The 17,203-nt window shown below is 58.4% G+C and carries 8 protein-coding genes and 1 pseudogene; 3 read left to right on the top strand and 6 right to left on the bottom strand.

Annotated elements, in window-relative coordinates:
- Window positions 1-8: 8 nt before the first annotated feature.
- Both QN224_RS29225 and QN224_RS29220 read right to left on the bottom strand, forming a co-directional pair.
- The gene (locus tag QN224_RS29225; protein WP_283979512.1) at window positions 9-1,799 is read right to left on the bottom strand and encodes a nickel-dependent hydrogenase large subunit; all 1,791 of its coding nucleotides are present in this window, start codon (window positions 1,797-1,799) and stop codon (window positions 9-11) included.
- 25 nt (window positions 1,800-1,824) lie between these two features.
- The gene (locus QN224_RS29220; protein WP_283979511.1) at window positions 1,825-2,907 is read right to left on the bottom strand and encodes a hydrogenase small subunit; all 1,083 of its coding nucleotides are present in this window, start codon (window positions 2,905-2,907) and stop codon (window positions 1,825-1,827) included.
- 302 nt (window positions 2,908-3,209) lie between these two features.
- On the opposite strand from QN224_RS29220, the gene QN224_RS29215 reads away from it, so the two are divergent.
- Window positions 3,210-4,127, top strand: a complete 918-nt coding sequence (locus QN224_RS29215) for a S46 family peptidase (protein ID WP_336621134.1) — start codon at window positions 3,210-3,212, stop codon at window positions 4,125-4,127.
- Between the two features lie 421 nt (window positions 4,128-4,548).
- Here the strand turns inward: QN224_RS29215 and QN224_RS34125 are convergent, their stop codons facing one another.
- The 4 genes from QN224_RS34125 to QN224_RS29200 all read right to left on the bottom strand — a co-directional run bounded on the left by QN224_RS34125 (window position 4,549) and on the right by QN224_RS29200 (window position 14,221).
- Window positions 4,549-5,205 carry a 4'-phosphopantetheinyl transferase gene (locus QN224_RS34125; RefSeq protein WP_369292619.1) on the bottom strand — a complete coding sequence of 219 codons (657 nt, stop codon included), beginning with the start codon at window positions 5,203-5,205 and terminating at the stop codon, window positions 4,549-4,551.
- Between the two features lie 266 nt (window positions 5,206-5,471).
- Entirely contained in the window at window positions 5,472-6,866 is a 1,395-nt protein-coding gene (locus QN224_RS29210; RefSeq protein WP_336621133.1) for an MATE family efflux transporter, read from the bottom strand.
- A 17-nt stretch (window positions 6,867-6,883) separates the two neighbouring features.
- Complete coding sequence (locus QN224_RS29205; protein WP_283979510.1) at window positions 6,884-13,333, bottom strand: non-ribosomal peptide synthetase; 6,450 nt, start codon at window positions 13,331-13,333, stop codon at window positions 6,884-6,886.
- A gap of 684 nt (window positions 13,334-14,017) precedes the next feature.
- Window positions 14,018-14,221: a hypothetical protein gene (locus QN224_RS29200; RefSeq protein WP_283979509.1), complete on the bottom strand. Its 204-nt coding sequence runs from the start codon at window positions 14,219-14,221 to the stop codon at window positions 14,018-14,020.
- A gap of 921 nt (window positions 14,222-15,142) precedes the next feature.
- On the opposite strand from QN224_RS29200, the gene QN224_RS29195 reads away from it, so the two are divergent.
- Window positions 15,143-16,069 (top strand): zincin-like metallopeptidase domain-containing protein, encoded by a 927-nt coding sequence (locus tag QN224_RS29195; protein ID WP_283979508.1) that lies wholly within the window; start codon window positions 15,143-15,145, stop codon window positions 16,067-16,069.
- A 783-nt stretch (window positions 16,070-16,852) separates the two neighbouring features.
- Window positions 16,853-17,001 (top strand): annotated as a pseudogene (locus tag QN224_RS29190) (DUF736 family protein); the annotation flags it as partial.
- Between the last annotated feature and the right edge of the window lie 202 nt (window positions 17,002-17,203).

Genomic DNA, 17,203 nt, shown 5'->3' with positions numbered 1-17,203 from the left:
CAACCTCCTCACCGGACCTTGACCCTGGCCATTTGCTGACCGTCCGGGCTGATGACATGTGTTGAGCATGCCAGGCACGGATCGAAGGAGTGGATGGTCCTCAAGATTTCGAGTGGCTGAGCGGGGTCCGACATCGGTGTATCTATCAGCGATGCCTCGAAGGCGCCGATGTTGCCGGCCGGATCGCGTGGGCTACCGTTCCATGTGGTGGGGACGACGCACTGGTAATTGTCGATCTTGCCGTCCTTGATCTTTATCCAGTGGGCGAGCGCACCGCGCGGCGCCTCGGTGAAGCCAACGCCCTTGACCTCCTTTGGCCAAGTCTCAGGGCTCCACTTGTCAACTTGGGCGGTGCTCGAGTCGCCGGCCTTGATGTTGGCGATCAGCTTGTTCTGGAAATGGCGCATCTGGTAGCCCGCCCATTGTGATTCCAGCGCGCGGGCCGCCGTACGACCGAGCGTCGAGAACAGCGCCGAGACAGGCAGGCCGAGGTCCTTGAGCACCTTGTCGACTGGGTCCGTGAACTCGGCCTTGTTCTGGGCGTAGCCGACGACCCAGCGGGCGAGCGGCCCGACCTCCATGGCGTTGCCGCGCCAGCGCGGCGCTTTGATCCAGGAATATTTGGCGTCCTCGTCGAGCTGCTGGATATTGGTCTTGGTGCCCTTGGCGTTGGGGCCGAGTTCGTAATGCGGATCGGTGACGCCGTCCCATGGATGCAGGCCTTTGCTCTCGTCGGGATACTTGTACCAGGAGTGGGTGACAAATTCCTGTATTTGCTCGGGGTCAGCGTGATCGACCGGATGCACTTCGGCAAGGTTGCCGTTGATGATCGCGCCGCGCGGCAGCTTGAGGCTCGCATCTGAATAGTCGTTGGCGTACTCCGGCACGTCGCCATAGGCGAGCACATTCTTTCCGGAGAGCCCGCCGCCATAGAGCCAGTCTTTGTAGAACGAGCCTATGGCCATAATATCGGGGATGTAGACCTTGTCATTGAACTCGATCAGCTGATCGATGATCGAGGTCACCATGCTCAGCCGTTCCATGTTGATCGCACCGACGGCGCCGGTGCCATCGATGTTGATCGGACAGGGCACGCCGCCGACGAGCCAATTCGGATGCGGATTCTTGCCGCCGAAGATCGTATGAATCTTGACGATCTCCTTCTGGAAGTCGAGCGCTTCGAGATAATGCGCCACCGTCATCAAGTTGACCTCCGGCGGCAGCTTGTAGGAAGCGTTGCCCCAATAGCCGTTCTTGAACGGGCCGAGCTGGCCCGACTCCACGAATTTCTTGAGCCGGCTGTGGATGTCCTTGAAATACCCAGGCGAGGAGAGCGGCCAGTCGGACATCGACTGCGCGAGCGTGGAGGTCGCCTTCGGATCGGCCGAAACCGCCGAGATCACGTCGACCCAGTCGAGGGCGTGGAGGTGGTAGAAGTGCACCACGTGGTCATGAACCTGCAGCGCGAGCTGCATCAGGTTGCGGATCGAGTTGGCGTTTTCGGGGATTGTGATGCCAAGCGCGTTCTCCACCGCGCGCACCGAAGTGAGTGCATGGGTGCCGGTGCAGACGCCGCAGATGCGCTCGGTGAAGGCCCAGGCGTCGCGCGGGTCGCGGTTCTTCAGGATCACTTCGATGCCGCGCCACATCGTGCCGGTCGACACGGCGTTGCGGATGACGTTGTTCTCATCGACATTGACCTCGACCCGCATATGCCCCTCGATGCGGGTAACGGGATCGACGACGATGCGCTTGCCGGAATTGTCCAGCTTGAAGCCGTTCGGAGTTCGGATCGTCATGATGGTGATTTTCCTGCCTAGAGGGTTAAGAGTCGGCTTTTTCGCGCTTTATGGTTACGCGCTTGACGGCGGTCACAGCCGCATGCGCGGCGATCGCGCCGCCCACGACGCCGGCCGCGGCCATGCCGACCTTGTCGGCATTCGCCTCGATCCCGAACTGGTGGATGGTGGTCAGCCGGTCATAGAAGGTGCCATTGTCCCAGAAACCGTCTTCCGAGCAGCCGATGCAGCCGTGGCCCGACTGGATCGGGAAGGAGACCCCGCCGTTCCAGCGCATGATGGAGCAGACGTTGTAGGTGGTGGGCCCCTTGCAGCCCATCTTATAGAGACAGTGACCCTTGCGAGCGCCATCGTCATCCCATTCCTCGACGAATTGGCCCGCGTCGAAATGCGGGCGGCGATAGCACTTGTCGTGGATGCGCTGAGAATAGAACATCTTCGGCCGGCCCTGCCGGTCGACAGCGGGCAGCTTGCCAAATGTGGTGATAAACGTGACGACGCCCGTCATCACCTCGGCGGTCGGCGGACACCCCGGGACCTTAATGATCGGCTTGTCGAGGACGACCTTGTCGATCGGTGTCGCCTGGGTCGGATTAGGTTTTGCCGATTGTACGCAGCCCCAAGAGGCGCAAGTACCCCAGGCAATGACCGCCATCGCGTCCTCCGCCATCCATTTAAGCTTCTCGACGAAAGGTCGGCCGCCGTCGATGCAGAACATACCGTCCTCTTTGAGCGGCGGATTGCCCTCAACGGCGAGAATGTATTTGCCCTTGTACTTCTCCTTGGTCTCTTCGAGGATGGCTTCCGCCCGATGGCCGGCCGCTGCCATGATCGTGTCGTCGTAGTCGAGCGAGATCATTGACAGAACGACATCCTTCACCAGCGGGTTGGCCGAGCGGATGAAGCTCTCCGAACAGCAGGTGCATTCGAGGCCGTGCATCCAGATGACGGGCACGCGCTCTTTCGTCTCGAGAGCCTCGGCCATGGCTGTCGCCGCTGCCGGGCCTAAACCGAGGCTCGCGGCCGTTACGCTGCAGAACTTGGTGAAGCTGCGCCGTGTGATCCCCTGGCGGCGAATGACGTCATAGAAGGTTTCAGCAGTTGCCATAGGGGCTCCACCAGCAAATCGATCCCCCATCATCGCATTTCGCGAACGGACAGCGGGCTTTGTCAGAGAGAGACTTCCTGCAAAAAGCGGACCAGTTCGGAATAAATCGATCATTTTCCTTCTAAAGGAAGGCACGCTCTCGCGCCGGCGCGCCGAGCAATTGCTCCGTGGAAGTGGCAACCACCAGCGTCCGCTCTCGGATTATGCCGCCGAGATAAAGCAGGCCACGGCAGGCAACCGCGACGCGCAGATCCGCTACGCCTCCATCCTGCAAAGCGTGGGAAACTACGAGAAGAAGCTGGCTGGCGATCTCCGGAGAACAGCCGGGCCTCGCTCGAGGGGCTGGGGAGGCGCTGCTCGGCCAAGCGCAGATCCTCTCCTCCGCGCGCACATTCTATCGCTGGGCGAAGGAGCACGAGAAGCCCGATGCCGCCCGCAAAGGCGGCTTTCAGGACGGTGACCGCAACGAGACCATCGATCGACTGTCACACGTCGAATGCCAGTATCTGCCCGACGTCGATCGCAAGCTGCTCGACGGCGCGCTCAAGGAATATCACCGGCTGGAGGCGAAAGACCGCGACACTGCGTTCGATACCGCTCTGGGCCAAATCGACGTCGATCGACTTTATGATGACACCAAACTCGCCGACACGGCCACGCGGCTCGACTGGCTCGACAGGCCGGCTGCTGTCTTCGAGGCATCGGACGACCCTTTCATCAAGCTGGCGGCCGCGCTTTATCCCGGCGACCTAGCCGCAGAGGGCGCGGAGAAGGACCGCGCCGGCCGCACGCAGGCGGCGCGCGCGATCTACATGCAGGGTCTACTTGCCTATCGGAAGACGATCGGCCGGCCCGTGTATCCCGACGCGAATGGGTCGCTCCGCCTCACCTGGGGCAAGGTGACGGGGCGAACGCAAGACGGGCAGATCTGGACGCCCTGCGCCACGGCCGAGGGACTTCTGGCCAAGCACACTGGCAAGGGCGAGTTCGAAGCGCTCGACGCCGCCGTGACCGCGATTCGCGCCAAGGATTATGGCCCCTATATCGCGCCGGAGCCCCTTGCTTTGCTCCCTTCAGATGAGGGGGTTAAAACGGCGGTCTTGAATCGCGCTCTTGGCAGCGAAGCCGACCGGCGGTCATTGGATAGCCTCGAATGGGCCAGCGCCTGCGCTGCTGGAGCGGCACATAATCGGCATAGCGCATCAGCACCAATAACTTGAGGAGGTGAGATTACCTACAATCCCAAGGTAGGAGGAGCAAAGAAGCCTGGGCGCGTCCGGTGCTTTGTGAGTGCCCATTCCGCCCACCCAGAGCGGGCACTCATACTTTTGCGACTATCGATCCTTCGCACCCTCTCCTACCCTCACCACAGGAAAGGGGGTTAGCCATCGGTTCATTGAGAAATCAAGCAAAGTGACGCCGCGGAATTACTGCGAGGTATATGCGAACCGGGCGCCCGCTGCGCGCGCGATGACTTGAAGGAGAAAGGTTGCTTGGTCTTGGGCGCGTACTCAGGGAGGCGCATGTGCGGCCCGGCGAAAAGAGGCGCTCACTTTGCGAGCTCTCGCAGTGTAGGGCGCAAAGGGCGCCAAACGCACGAATATCGGTGAGCACCTTATTCGGTAGACATTCCATTACTTGTCACGGCTCACCATGAGCGCTCCATGAGATCAAGCGGATGAATGCATGGTTTGCAGGTTCCGGCGCCGGCCCGCACACCCCTTGAACGCTGCCCCCGCAATGAACACTGCCGTTAGTATCAGTCCATTTGCAATGCTGAAGCGGCCACGAAGCTCCCCCCGCGCAATCCTGCACGAGTGTGTGCGGAAGTCGAGCAACAAATGTGCCATCGTCCGGCATGAAAGTGACCACGGCGTCCTCGAAACTCAACCATTCACGAGTGAGTGGAAACCATGCCTTGAAGACGCTCTCCTTAGCACTAAACAGCAACCGGCCCCAATTGAGGCGCCCGGGTGCGTTGGCCAACCACTGTCGCTCCTCGTCAACCGAAATGATCGCCAAAACGCCCGACGGCAGCTCCTCGTCGACTTCTGCATCGATTCCAAGCGCAACGTAGTCCTCCTGCAGGGCCACAGCCGCAGCGCAGAATCCAGCACAATGCGTTATGCTGCCAACTATGTTAGACGGCCAAAGTGGCGCTCTGTGAGGTCCACCTGGGATGGCGCATGGAGGAAAGCCAAGCTTGGACAATGCCGATCTACCACAGGTCCGTCCGATGGCGAATTCACGCCTTCTGCTTTCGGCTGCACGGTCAACCGCACTCTCTTCTTCGACCATCACTTCGGCCCTGCTGACTTCACTTGCTCGTTTGTACGGCTATGTTTGATGGAAGCAGCGTCTCTATCACCTGGGACTTCCTCTCGCTCGAGCACGAGTACTGTTGAATACCTCATGCAACATCGCGCTTAGGCCGACGACTGTCCCCGCCGATGCCGTTTGAGTCGGATTGAGATTAGCAGCCAAGGGTAAGGATGAACTACCAATTGCATCCGCGCTGGTCAGCTAGAATCGCAAACAGATCCGAAATGATCTGCACGTCCGCATCAACTCTCAGCCTTCACCTCGTCCCCTGGCCGTCTAAGGAGCAATCCCTTAATATCCCTGAACTGCTTGAGCATTACAAACGCGGCAAGCAGGCCTGCCACCAGCTCAGCAACTGCCTGGCTGATCAATAGTCCCTTGAAGCCCCAAATACGTGGAAATAGGAGTATGGCTGGTACGAAGAGATATCCTTGCCTCGCGAAAGCCACGACCGCACTCAGGCGTGATCGCCCGAACGACTGAAGCATAGTTATTACAACGTATTGAACGCCAAAGAGCCCGAAAAAGAGATGGAACATAATACAAGTGGAGACGGCGATTTCAATGACATCCGCGCTATCGCTGAAAAGCCAGACGATTGGCCGGGCAAAAATCACGACCACAGCAGAAAAGCTAGCTGACAATGCGAAGGCCATAGAAAGCATGAACGTCGCGGCCTTCTGCACTCGAGCGAAATCCTCTGCTCCCCAACTGAAACCAAGAACCGCCTGCGAGCCTATACAAAAGCCGATAATCGGGAATGCCCCGATTGTCAGCAATCGTGAGGCTATGCCAACAGCGGCAATGGAATTGTCGCCGAATGGTGCAGCAGCCCTGTACAAGAGCATAAATGCAACAGCAGACAAGATACCGGTGATGGTTGCTGGCGTTCCGACGGCGGCGATCTGCCATATGCGCCCGCCCCTCAAAGTGATGTAAGAAGGGCTGAAACGGGCAATCCCACGTTGCTTCAGGAAGTATACGACGTAGATGCTGGTGGCGCCCATCAGAGACAACAGTGTTGCGAGCGCCGCGCCGCGAACTCCGAGATCTAGCGAAAAAATTAGGATCGGATCGAGCAGGGCATTCAGCGTAAAAGCCATAATCATGGTCCACATGCTGAATCGTGTGTTACCCTCCGCCCTGACGATGAATCCACTGACTATGTTCAACAGCATGAAGGTGTAACCAAATAGGAGCGTCGATGCATAGTCGAGTGCGGCTGGCATTATGGTCGGACTGGCGCCGAACAAAGCGAGAGCGTCGCGCAAGCTGAAAAGTAGAACGAGGGTAAGCGCCACTCCAATCGGAGCCGCGAGAGCGAGTGCCAAGCTCGCACCGCGACTCGCCTCTGACGAGTTGCCAGCGCCAAGATTTCGCGACACGAATGATGCTGTACCGACGCCGATCCCCTGCCCGACGGCCGAAAGCAGGATGATAATCGGTAAAGTGATGCTGACGGCAGCGATAGCCTGGGGGCCGAGCCTTCCAACAAAGATTGCATTCACGAACTGCTGAAGTGCATTAATCGACAAACCAATAATCGAGGGTATGGCAAGACGCATGATGAGGCGGGGAATCTTGTCCGCCAACAAACCGAAATGCTCTGCCTGCGATGACATGCGTTCTTCCTTCATAAGCAGCTTCAACGGCCCTATCGGGCCGGTTGCCCCAACTCTCCGAACGCATCGACAGTCCGCAGCAGTTCCTCGCGGAAGAAGGTGCAGAGGGTGCGGGTGGATTCGTAGCTCACTTGTCGTGGATCGTACCTCACTTCAACTCGTAGTTCGCCCGACTGATATCCAACACGAAACCAGAAGAGGTAGTTCATCACTGACTGATCCATATCTTCGCCGATCCACAGTGGGGATGGATCTCTGGATAACAGGCGGCGCGGATAATGACGTTGGAGTCTCGAGCGATAGTTCACTCCGATCCGGGGTAACGGCAAACGATCGACCCGGTCCCGCACAGCGGGATACCGGTTCAAGAACTTCAAGGCACGGAAACCAATGCCCTTGCGCGGCAACGAGTTGCGCTGCTGATATATGGCGCGAGCGCGGTTTGGACGAGACTCCGTTCCGGTAAGGTATAACGGCAGCGGTACCAGTTCACCAATGTAGCCGATGATTTGCGACGGATCGATGTCGTCGAACAGCCCTGCCCGCGTCGAAGTGAGGCTGTCAATCCAGAGCGAGTAATTTCCGAAAGCGCGGCCAAATGCCCCCGAGATAGCCGCAAGCAATATATCAAAATCTTCGCAATGCGCAGAAGTCGGCGCAATCTTGAGAAGTCTCGCCGTCGTCTCCTCACTGATCCTTAGATGATATGTGGCCTGATCTTTCCACAGTGGTCTGCAGAATTCCTCATCCATAGGGGCTTCAAAACCTGCATAGTGGAGCCACCTCGCAGTGTCAGCTGAAAACCCCGCCGCACCTGACCCAGCGTCGCTCACGCGCATATCGAACAAGTCATACCGCAGGCCCTCCCAATGTTCGAGCTCGGTTGTCGCTTCGCTATTCGCGTAATCATCCAACCGCTCGAGCCACTGAGAGAGGGTTGTAGTCTCTGGATCTACAGCGGTTCGGCCTGCAGCAAACGAGTTATACGCCGTCTCGAGCGCATTCAGGAACAGTCTGTATCCAACCCCGTCTGTTACAAAGTGGTGGAGCAGAACAAGCAAATAGTAATCGCCGCTCTCTGATGTCCGGAATGCTGAGACTCGGATAAGAGGTGTCCGACCGTCAAATCGAAATCTGTGCTGACGCTCCGCACAGGCGCGCTCAATGACGGTGAGTTGCTCTGACGTGGCCATACCGACAAGGTCAACTTCTTCTATCAGGGAATCTGGTATCGATCCGATTACCTGAGACAGGCCGCTTTCCGTTTGCGCGATTCGGAGCCTCAGTCCTTCCTCCCGGCCGATGACATGCACAAGGGCACGTTCAAGAATGGATATATCCAAGAGGCCGGCGGGCATGAAGAAGAGATCGCCAATGTTGTAGTGCTCGCCGATTCCGACAACACTATTCCAATGTGAGACCGCGGGGGGCACTGGCAACGGTCCATTGGAAGCCGCGATGGCACACGTCGCGGCCGGCGTCTGGCCCGTTGCCAGTTGCCGAATCGTCGGTGTCCGGTGCAACTGACCGACGGTCAACTTCAGTCCCGCTTTGCGCGCCAGTGTAACGCACCGCACACTCAGAAGCGAATTTCCGCCGATATCAAAGAAGCTATCATCGATGCCAACAGTGTTGGTGCCCAACAGCTCTTGCCAGATCTCGGCGAGGAGTTGCTCCCTCTCCGTACGCGGTTCAACCGATCTGCTTTTTCGGATCCGCCGGGATGAGATCGAGGACAAACGCGCTCGATCTATTTTCCCGCTGTGCGTGAGCGGCATACGTTCCACCATCCGAAAATCCGATGGCATCATGTAAGACGGCAGTGCCAGCTGCAGGTGATTCACAATGTCTCCTGAGTTCAGGCTATGTTGAGTGGGGACCACAACGGCAACCAGCCTCCGGTCGTCGCCCACGCTCTCTAGCACTACGGCGGCCTGCTGAATGCCAGGATGAGATACAAGCGCCGCTTCAATTTCCTCCAGCTCAATTCTGAAACCTCGAAGCTGAATTTGGTTATCCGCTCGACCGCAAATCTCCAGAAGGCCCTTGGCTGAGATGCGGGCGATATCACCACTGCGATAAAGGACGCTGTATTGACCTTCATCGTATGGGTTTGTCACGAAAGAGTGCTTTGTTCGCTCGGAATCCTTCCAATATCCCGCGCTCACGCAGCGTCCTGCCACACAGAGTTCACCCGCGACTCCAACGGGGACCCGCTTCAACTCTGCATCAAGGACGTAAGCTTTCACGTTATCGATCGGGCGCCCAATCGGCACAGCTGATGAGCCATGGTCGGTCTCCGATGTTCTGTACACCGCTGCGTTAGACGCGCACTCCGTGGTGCCATAGAAATTCCAGAGCGGCACATCTGGAAAGCACTCTCGCCAAGGGACAAGAAGCGATGACGGCATCGGTTCAGCACTGCTTGTAACTAGGCGCAGGCTGGTCGTTTTCGGATGTCGTTTTTGAGAGGCGATTAAACCGGCCAAGATGGGCGGAGAGGCAAACAACCGCGTAACGCGATAGCTTGCCAATGCCCTCAACAAGAGGTCGGGGTCGAGCAACTGCTCATGCGTAAGGATTAGCGTCGGAACCCCCTTCAAGAGCCCTCCAAAATACTCCCACACCGCTGCAACAAGTGCCGCTGACTTCTGAACCACCATCACGTCGGTGCCATCAAAGGGAAAGCATCGCCACATCCAGTTCAGTCGATTAAGTATTGCGGATTCGGGGATGAGAACGCCCTTCGCCTTACCCGTCGAGGATGAAGTATATATTAGGCTGGCTGCGTCCTTCTCGATGGGCTCTATAGTCCGACTCGAGACCCGAGCACGCTCGTATCTAGCCTGCAGCGTAGACAGATTGACGGACGGCACACCGACCATGACCTCTTCATCCGCGCTTGCGTGAACAAGGAGTTTTGCGCCGCTATCCCTTATGATATGGCCGATCCGTGCTTTCGGGTAATCTGGCGATATAGGCACGACGACGGCCTGCAAATTTCGGATCGCCAAAGTTGTCGCCGCCACATCCGGCGACCGGTCCACCAGCATGGCCACCGTGTCACCCGGCCCCACCCCGCAAGTTCGCAGAACGGAGTGGATCGCGGTCATGCGCTTGCGCAGCTGGCCAAACGTAATTGCCCCGAACTCGCCGAAATAAGCCACCTGATCCACATTTAAAGCGCTCACTTGGTCAAACGCTTCCACAAGCGAAGGCTCGTTCTCGCATAACCGCTCATCGCCCTTTAGCGAGTCCAGAAAGGCAACTTCCGACGGGCTGAGGCCGCTCAGGGCAACAATCGGCTCGTCCGGCCTCTCAACGCAGGCAGCAATGAGATGGCGAAGATTATCAGCCATGCGAGCGATCACATCGCTCGAAAAACTGTGGTCGGCATAAGCCAGTTGCAAGGCAATTGCATTGTTTTCGTCTTGCGCGTACAGGGTAAGGTCGAATTTCACATAACCTGTGTCATATTCGCGAAATGTCAGCTCCAAATCGCGTTTTGCAGGTGGCTCCGGAAGCTCGGAGTACATGTTGAACATGACTTGGAAGATGGGCGATTGACCGGGCTCGCGGTGGAATCGGGTATCCCTGACCATCCAGCTAAATGGATACGCCGAGTTCGCGATAGCATCGCTTATAAGGCCCTGCACGTGAGTCGCGTGTGTCACAAAGGACTTATTGACGTCAATCGTGCTTCGGATTGGCAACATGTTGAGGAAAAATCCCACGATCTTCTCGGTGCCTGGTTGGCCACGCACAACGTGCGGTATACCAACAATAACGTCATCTTGGCCGCTATACATTCGCAACAGCAGCTTGAAACATGCCAAGAGGATCGTGGAAGTCGTGCATCTGTGCCGGCGTGCAAAATCTCGCACTTGATCAGACAGTTCGCGGCCAAGAAAAAACGCATGCGAGCTCCCGCGGCAGGAGTTCTCTTCCTGCCGCGGTCGACTACTGCCTAGCAACAGTACCGGAGGATTGTCGCCTATCTGCCGACGCCAATAGCGCCGCTGCTCATCAAGCGACTTCGGTGTAATGTGTACACTTTCCCAAAGAGCATAGGTCGAGAGTGATATGCGTTCTGCTGGAGAGAAAGCAGCCGCATTGGAGTATCTCGTCCGCAGATCTCTAAGCAGGACAGAGATTGACCATGCATCTATGATGATTTCGTGCGCGCTGATCAGCACGAGATGATCATCCGCGCCGAAGCGGATCATCCGCGCCCGAAACAAACTCCCCTGACTGAGATCAAAGGGCTTGTTGAGCTCCGTGCGCCGCAGCTCTGCCACAAGTTCATCAGCCTCTTGATCAGTCAGGTCAGTGGCGTCCACCAACTCTAGATCGGAGCCCTGCGGATCATCAAAAATCTGAACCGGCCCGTCTTCGTCGCTGAAACGTGCCGAAAGCGCGTCATGCGCCTGAACAACATCGAACCAGGCTTCATTGAATGCAGTCAGATCGATGGAACCTCGTATACGCAGACCACCCTGGATGATGTAGTTCTTCGCGGCCGGATCGAGCTGCCAAAGAAACCAGAGGTGTTCTTGCACTCGCGTCAGGGGTGATCGATTGAGCTTCCCACACGTGGGAAGCAGGTGATGTGCTTCTTTGGATTGGCTTGATATCGCCGTCGCCAGCGATCTGATGGTCCCATTCAGAACAAGCCTGAAATCCACATTCGCCCCGAGCTGGCTCTGGATCTGAGCCAATATAAGCATCGCTCGGAGCGAGTCGCCGCCGAGGTCCATGAATTGGTCGTTGACGCCGATATCTTTGATCCTAAGAACGTTGGACCAAATGTCCCGCAGTGTGCTTTCGAACTCCGTCTTTGGTTCCTCGAAGGGACTGAGCAGCTCGGGGCGAAAGGTCGTCGGATCTGGCAACGACGCGAGATCTACCTTCCCGTTTGGGGTGACAGGAAGCCGGTCGACACGAATGATTCGTTCCGGAACCATGTAGTTGGGAAGCGCTTCGGCAACAAAGCTCCGGAGTTCACCCTCTGATAGGTCGGCAGGAGCCGACACATAGGCCACAATTCGTCTTGACCCAGTATCGCCGTCGGTATTGGTTATGTCCCTCGCCGTGAGTTTCACGCTCTCGTGGACGCGTGCGATAGCCACTGCGGCAGTCACCAAACGATGAGCGCAGAGGCGAGACTCGATCTCTCCAAGTTCGATCCGGTGCCCCCGGATCTTGATCTGACGATCTCGTCTACCCAGACATTCCAGCAGGTCGTCTGCCCTGATTCGTCCGAGATCGCCGGTCTTGTAGAGGAGGCGATAGGACGGGTGGTCCGAGAACGGGTTTGGCAAAAAGGCATCTTTGGTACGCTCGCTATCGTTGATGTACCCATCGGCGACACCGACTCCACTGATACAGATTTCGCCGACCTCTCCCGTCTTGCACAGACGCGATCCATCGGCGACATAGACCTCAAGATTGGAGATCGGCTTACCGATAGGCACATAGGCGTCAGCTGTGCTGGGTGGGACCGATATCAAATGATGCGTAACCCCGTCCGCACATTCGGTCGGGCCGTAGTGATTGAGAATTGGGATTTGACGATAGAGTTTCAGCCAGCGGCGCGCCAAGGCGGGCGTCAGCGGTTCGCCGACGGTGGAGACCAAGCGTAAGGCACCAAGGAGCCGCTCCTTGGCTGAGAGTGTCTGCAGATATTCAACGAAAACGGCGAGCACCGATGGAACGAATTGGACAATCGTGACACAATGTGCCTGCAGTGCCTTATGAAGGATTATCGGAGATCTCAGTGCGGCATCATCTATGATCGCGACGCAACTGCCGACACATAACCCTGCCAAAAGCTGCCACAGGGAGATGTCAAAGCAATGAGAGGCAGTCTGTGCGACACAGTCCTGCTCACGTAGTTCGAGCACCTCTATCTTTGCCATCAAATGGTTATTTAGCCCCGCGCGCTTCACCATCACGCCCTTGGGCCGTCCCGTCGAACCGGACGTAAACAGAATGTAAGCGAGACGGCCTTCCGCTGAAGCTGGCATGGCAGGAGAGACCCGGCTACCCAATAGCGCTTTCTGCACCGTCATGAATTGTCGAGCGCCGTCGCAGTCTTCCTCAAACAAACCAAGCGCTTCCGGTCTTTCTGGCCCGATAATCAAAGTGCACCCACTCTGCTTAATCATGAACGAAATTCGGGAGGCCGGTAAGGATGGATCGAGGGGTAAATACGTTGAGCCGCTTTTCAGAATTGCGATTACTGTGGCTACCCAATTGGAGTTCCGTTCACCGCAATAGCCCACAACCGTGCCCTGTGCGCCGCACTCACGTAGGGTGCTTGCGATGCTGTCAGACCGCACTCGCAGCTCATCATATGTGAGTTCCTCCGCGCCATGTTTAATCGCAATCCTGTCCGGGAACGATGCCGCAATTTCATCAATAGCCGCGACTACATCAATGAGCTGGCCTCCGACAGGTTTAGGTCGCCATCCGTTCAGCATTAATCTCCTCTCAAGGCGAGGCAATCAGTAGGTAACATTTGGGAGTTGGTGCCGCCTCGCGACGAGGAAGCATCAAAATTCGTGCCAGCTACGCAGAGGGTCGCTCAGCAGGAATTATGCCTGGACTATCAACAGGTTAAATGAGAAGCAGGAAACCAGGCCGAACCGCATTGGTCGCACACGCGACAAACCAGACAGTCGGACACGCGTTTTCCTATGAGTTGCGGACGGGACGCCAACTAACGACAGAAGTGCAGGCTGTAGCATCGTGTTTAGTATTGCAGCCACAATCTTCCACTTCGGGAGACGAAGCGGAGTCTTGACCCCATCAGTGCGGCAGAAGTGGTCCTCCCCGGGCCCACCGGAGCAGTGAAGCTAGAGCCTTAGCCCTGACGCTATGCGCGACCCGGATCCGCCGTTTTTGCGCTAGGGCACCGGACGAACTCGCCAGCCCCCTACTCTACTCATGAGGAGGAAGGCTCCTCCCGCCGAGGACGTCGATTCCTTGCCCCAGAGCCGCCGGCCCCAAGCTGAGCTGGCCTGAGAGGCGTCTAATGCTGTGGCGGGCGCCGCGCAACAGGCTCTGCCACGAAGGGACAGCGGCGCGTCCGCATCGAACCGAGGGCGTGCATCGCATGCGATCATCGCCCGCGTCGGCGCCGAGCGCACAGGTGCCCAATTGGCTCAAGTTCTGCTCAACGCGCGCTGACTCCAGTTTGCGGTGGCTGTTACGATGACGCCGAAAACGTCGCCGTCAGTGTGCCAACCGGGCTGGAACGATTGCGCCAGGATCGAAGAGATCAACGCCGCGAGTGTCATGACGAAATCCGTCGCCTGCATCGGGCCGGCATGTCGCCCCGTCTCGGCGTAGGCGGAAGTCCTCTTCATGAGGCCTCTCCTCCACTCAAACCGATATTCTTGCAGTTTGGTGACAAACTCAAATGGTAGTTGTGTGACGGGCCAGAGAATGAAAGGACTGAAAGGAGCGGAAACCCTTCGCAGATCGGTCCTCCTGTGACGCTCAAACACCGCCCTGCGCCCCGACCGCTCTTCCTTTGCCGGTCGGCCGCAGTGCGTCCGGCCGCCCGCTCAGCGGTCCAGGAGATGTCTTCGAGAAAGAACGAAGACAGCAAGGACCAGCCAAGGCCGGTCCCCATCCCCGGAAAGGACCCCTCCCGATGTATCTCATGAGGGTCCATCCCCGTGCGAAGAATAACCGACATCGACGAAATCGATAATTGTTGACGAGGCCGCCAACGATAACGGCGCCATGGGCTCGATAGTCGAGAACATCAAAACCGCTGAACCCGGTCGATCATTGGAGGGGTATTAAATGCCTCAGCTGCGGCATCGAATGGGCGGGGGAGGTCAAGCACTTTCGCGAAAACTTCCTCGACGCCGCCATCGCGGCCCCTGCGGTCGCGCCACCGGCATGCCCTTCGATCCCGCAGGGAATGGCTCCGTGACCGGTGCTGACGTTCCAGTTCGCCGAGCGTGATGCCGCCACCGACGGTCCGCAGAAAGAGCTGGCCGATCTGGTGATGCAAGGTTGTTGTGCCGCTGGAGCGCTCGCCGCGAGACGACGCCGGCTGAGAGCGGCCATCATCCTGGGCCATTTCGGGCGTCGATCTGTTCGGGTGCCTCCTTCAACTCGCCCGTCGAGGCGGGGCTCGGTTGCGTGGCAGACGCTGCCAGCCCATCAACCCTGTTCCGCAACCAGCACCGAGAACAGGGTATGACAAGCCGGCTTTCCGCGTCTGCCCCTGCTGCCTCGCCCTCGACGAAGAGGGCGAGCTGAAGGAGGCACCAATGACCACAGATTCCACGAGCCCGACCCGGACCGATATCTACGAGCGCGTCACCAGCCAGATCATCGCCGCCATCGAGGCCGGCGCCGGCGAGTACCGGATGCCCTGGCATCACGACGGATCGGCCATCACGACACCCTACAACATCGCCTCGCGTAAGGCCTATCGCGGCGTAAACATCCTCTCGCTCTGGGCCGCGGCGCATGCTGCTGGCTATCCCGCCGGCATCTGGGGCACCTACCGCCAATGGCAGGCGCTCGGCGCCCAGGTTCGCAAGGGCGAGCGCGGCCATCTCGTCGTGTTCTGGAAGACCACCGATCGCCACGGCGAGCCCGATGATCGAGACGGTGACGAAGACAACGACCAGCCCGCACGGCGCCTGTTCGCCCGCGGCTACACGGTTTTCAACTGCGCGCAGGTTGACGGTTACACGCCGCCCGAGGTGCCGGCGCTGCCCGAAGCCGAACGGATCGAACAGGCCGAACGGTTTTGCGCGGCGCTGGGCATCGACATCCGCTATGGGGGATCACAGGCCTACTATCGCCCATCAACCGACCATGTGCAGATGCCCGAGTTCGCTTGCTTTTGCGACGCGGTCGCCTATTACGCCGTGCTGCTGCATGAATGCGGACACGCCTCCGGCGCCCAGCATCGCCTCGACCGCGATCTTTCCGGACGGTTCGGCTCGGCCGCCTACGCCATGGAGGAATGCACGGTCGAGCTCTTGAGCGCGATGATCTGCGCCGATCTCAACCTTAGCGTCGAGCCGCGACCCGACCATGCCCGCTACATCGTCTCTTGGCTCGAGGTGCTTCGTTCCGACTCGCGCGCCATCTTCACCGCCGCAAGCAAGGCGCAGCAGATCGCCGATTGGATGCACGCGCAGCAAGCCGGCGCTCGCCAGCATGAGGTCAGGGGCGCCGCATAGGCGCCTCCAAAGGACCAATTGACCGCCGATCCCCGAAAGCATCTCGATCAGCAGGCATTCCGGCACCGCTCCCGGTAAACAAGTCAAGGGTTCGGACACGTTTTAGGAGCACTTTCGTGTCGCGAGTCCCAATGGGCATCAGCGATTGCGAACTTCTATCCACTCATTGGCTTGTGCCAGAGTGTCAGCATCAAGCCCGCCAGCCCATTGGCCTCGGGTCTGACGCCAACAGCAGTAGTTCAGGAAAATCTCGTCTCGGCGGCCTAGCATCCGATCGGTCCAATTAACCTCAGGACATCTTAGGAGAACCGCGCCAAAGGCGAGCCCAATCGCGAGGCCATCGTGCTGATAGGAGGCAACTCTCCCGTCGGTCGGGTTTATCGACATCAAGGTAAATGCCATGACTTTAGGAGAGGCAACGCCAGAGCAATATTCTAGTTGGCCAAGGCAGGGACGGCGCTCGTCATTGCCCGTTCCTCATGATGCGCCGCATGGGCCACCTCCCGCGGGCTCGATGAGGCATGTCTGATCGGAGGCTTCGCCTCGATCGTCCTCCCGCAACGGCCGGCCGCAATTTTCTTACCCCTGCCGGTACCCACCCCACTCGACAGGTCGAGCGGGGACCCCAGGTCGCCCGCCATTCCTCGCCGACTAACAAATTTGCGACTTGCCGTCCTCCACGCTGTTCCGGCCCTATGGGTGCGGTCCGATCATCCCCGATCCTTGCGACAGCCATCGAGGCCGCAAAGGGCGCGGCCCGAAACCAACGAAAGGAACATGAAAATGGCAACCATCGGCACCTTACCTCCACCGAAAACGGCTTCAACGGCTCGATCCGCACACTCTCCCTCAACGCCAAGGCCCGTATCGCCCGCATTGAGAACCCCTCCGACAAGGGACCGCACTTCCGCATCTACGCCGGCAACGTCGATTATGCTGAGAGTGGGATTATGCGGAGCCTCAATCGATGAAGGCTGGATTTGCCGGTAGTTGCGGCGGATTTCTGCTCCGCATAATTCCGAGGCGTGGAAGGCAGGCGCCCCGTTTTGAGCGGAGCGCCCTTGGGCTGGTCAGCGGGACCAGATGAGCTTGTGCTCGCCTTTGTCGCCCTGGATGAGGGAGGCGTAGACCGGC

It is taken from the genome of Sinorhizobium sp. 7-81 (assembly GCF_030124405.1).
In the GTDB taxonomy this organism is placed as follows: Bacteria; Pseudomonadota; Alphaproteobacteria; order Rhizobiales; family Rhizobiaceae; genus Sinorhizobium; species Sinorhizobium psoraleae.
The sequence above is the reverse complement of the archived record's forward strand: the minus strand, read 5'-3'. Positions and strand labels throughout refer to the sequence as shown.

Coding starts and splice junctions, on each gene's coding strand:
- QN224_RS29220 (WP_283979511.1), bottom strand. CDS start 2,907: ATGGCAACTGCTGAAACCTTCTATGACGTCATTCGCCGCCAGGGGATC.
- QN224_RS34125 (WP_369292619.1), bottom strand. CDS start 5,205: ATGGTCGAAGAAGAGAGTGCGGTTGACCGTGCAGCCGAAAGCAGAAGG.
- QN224_RS29225 (WP_283979512.1), bottom strand. CDS start 1,799: ATGACGATCCGAACTCCGAACGGCTTCAAGCTGGACAATTCCGGCAAG.
- QN224_RS29210 (WP_336621133.1), bottom strand. CDS start 6,866: ATGAAGGAAGAACGCATGTCATCGCAGGCAGAGCATTTCGGTTTGTTG.
- QN224_RS29200 (WP_283979509.1), bottom strand. CDS start 14,221: ATGAAGAGGACTTCCGCCTACGCCGAGACGGGGCGACATGCCGGCCCG.
- QN224_RS29205 (WP_283979510.1), bottom strand. CDS start 13,333: ATGCTGAACGGATGGCGACCTAAACCTGTCGGAGGCCAGCTCATTGAT.
- QN224_RS29195 (WP_283979508.1), top strand. CDS start 15,143: ATGACCACAGATTCCACGAGCCCGACCCGGACCGATATCTACGAGCGC.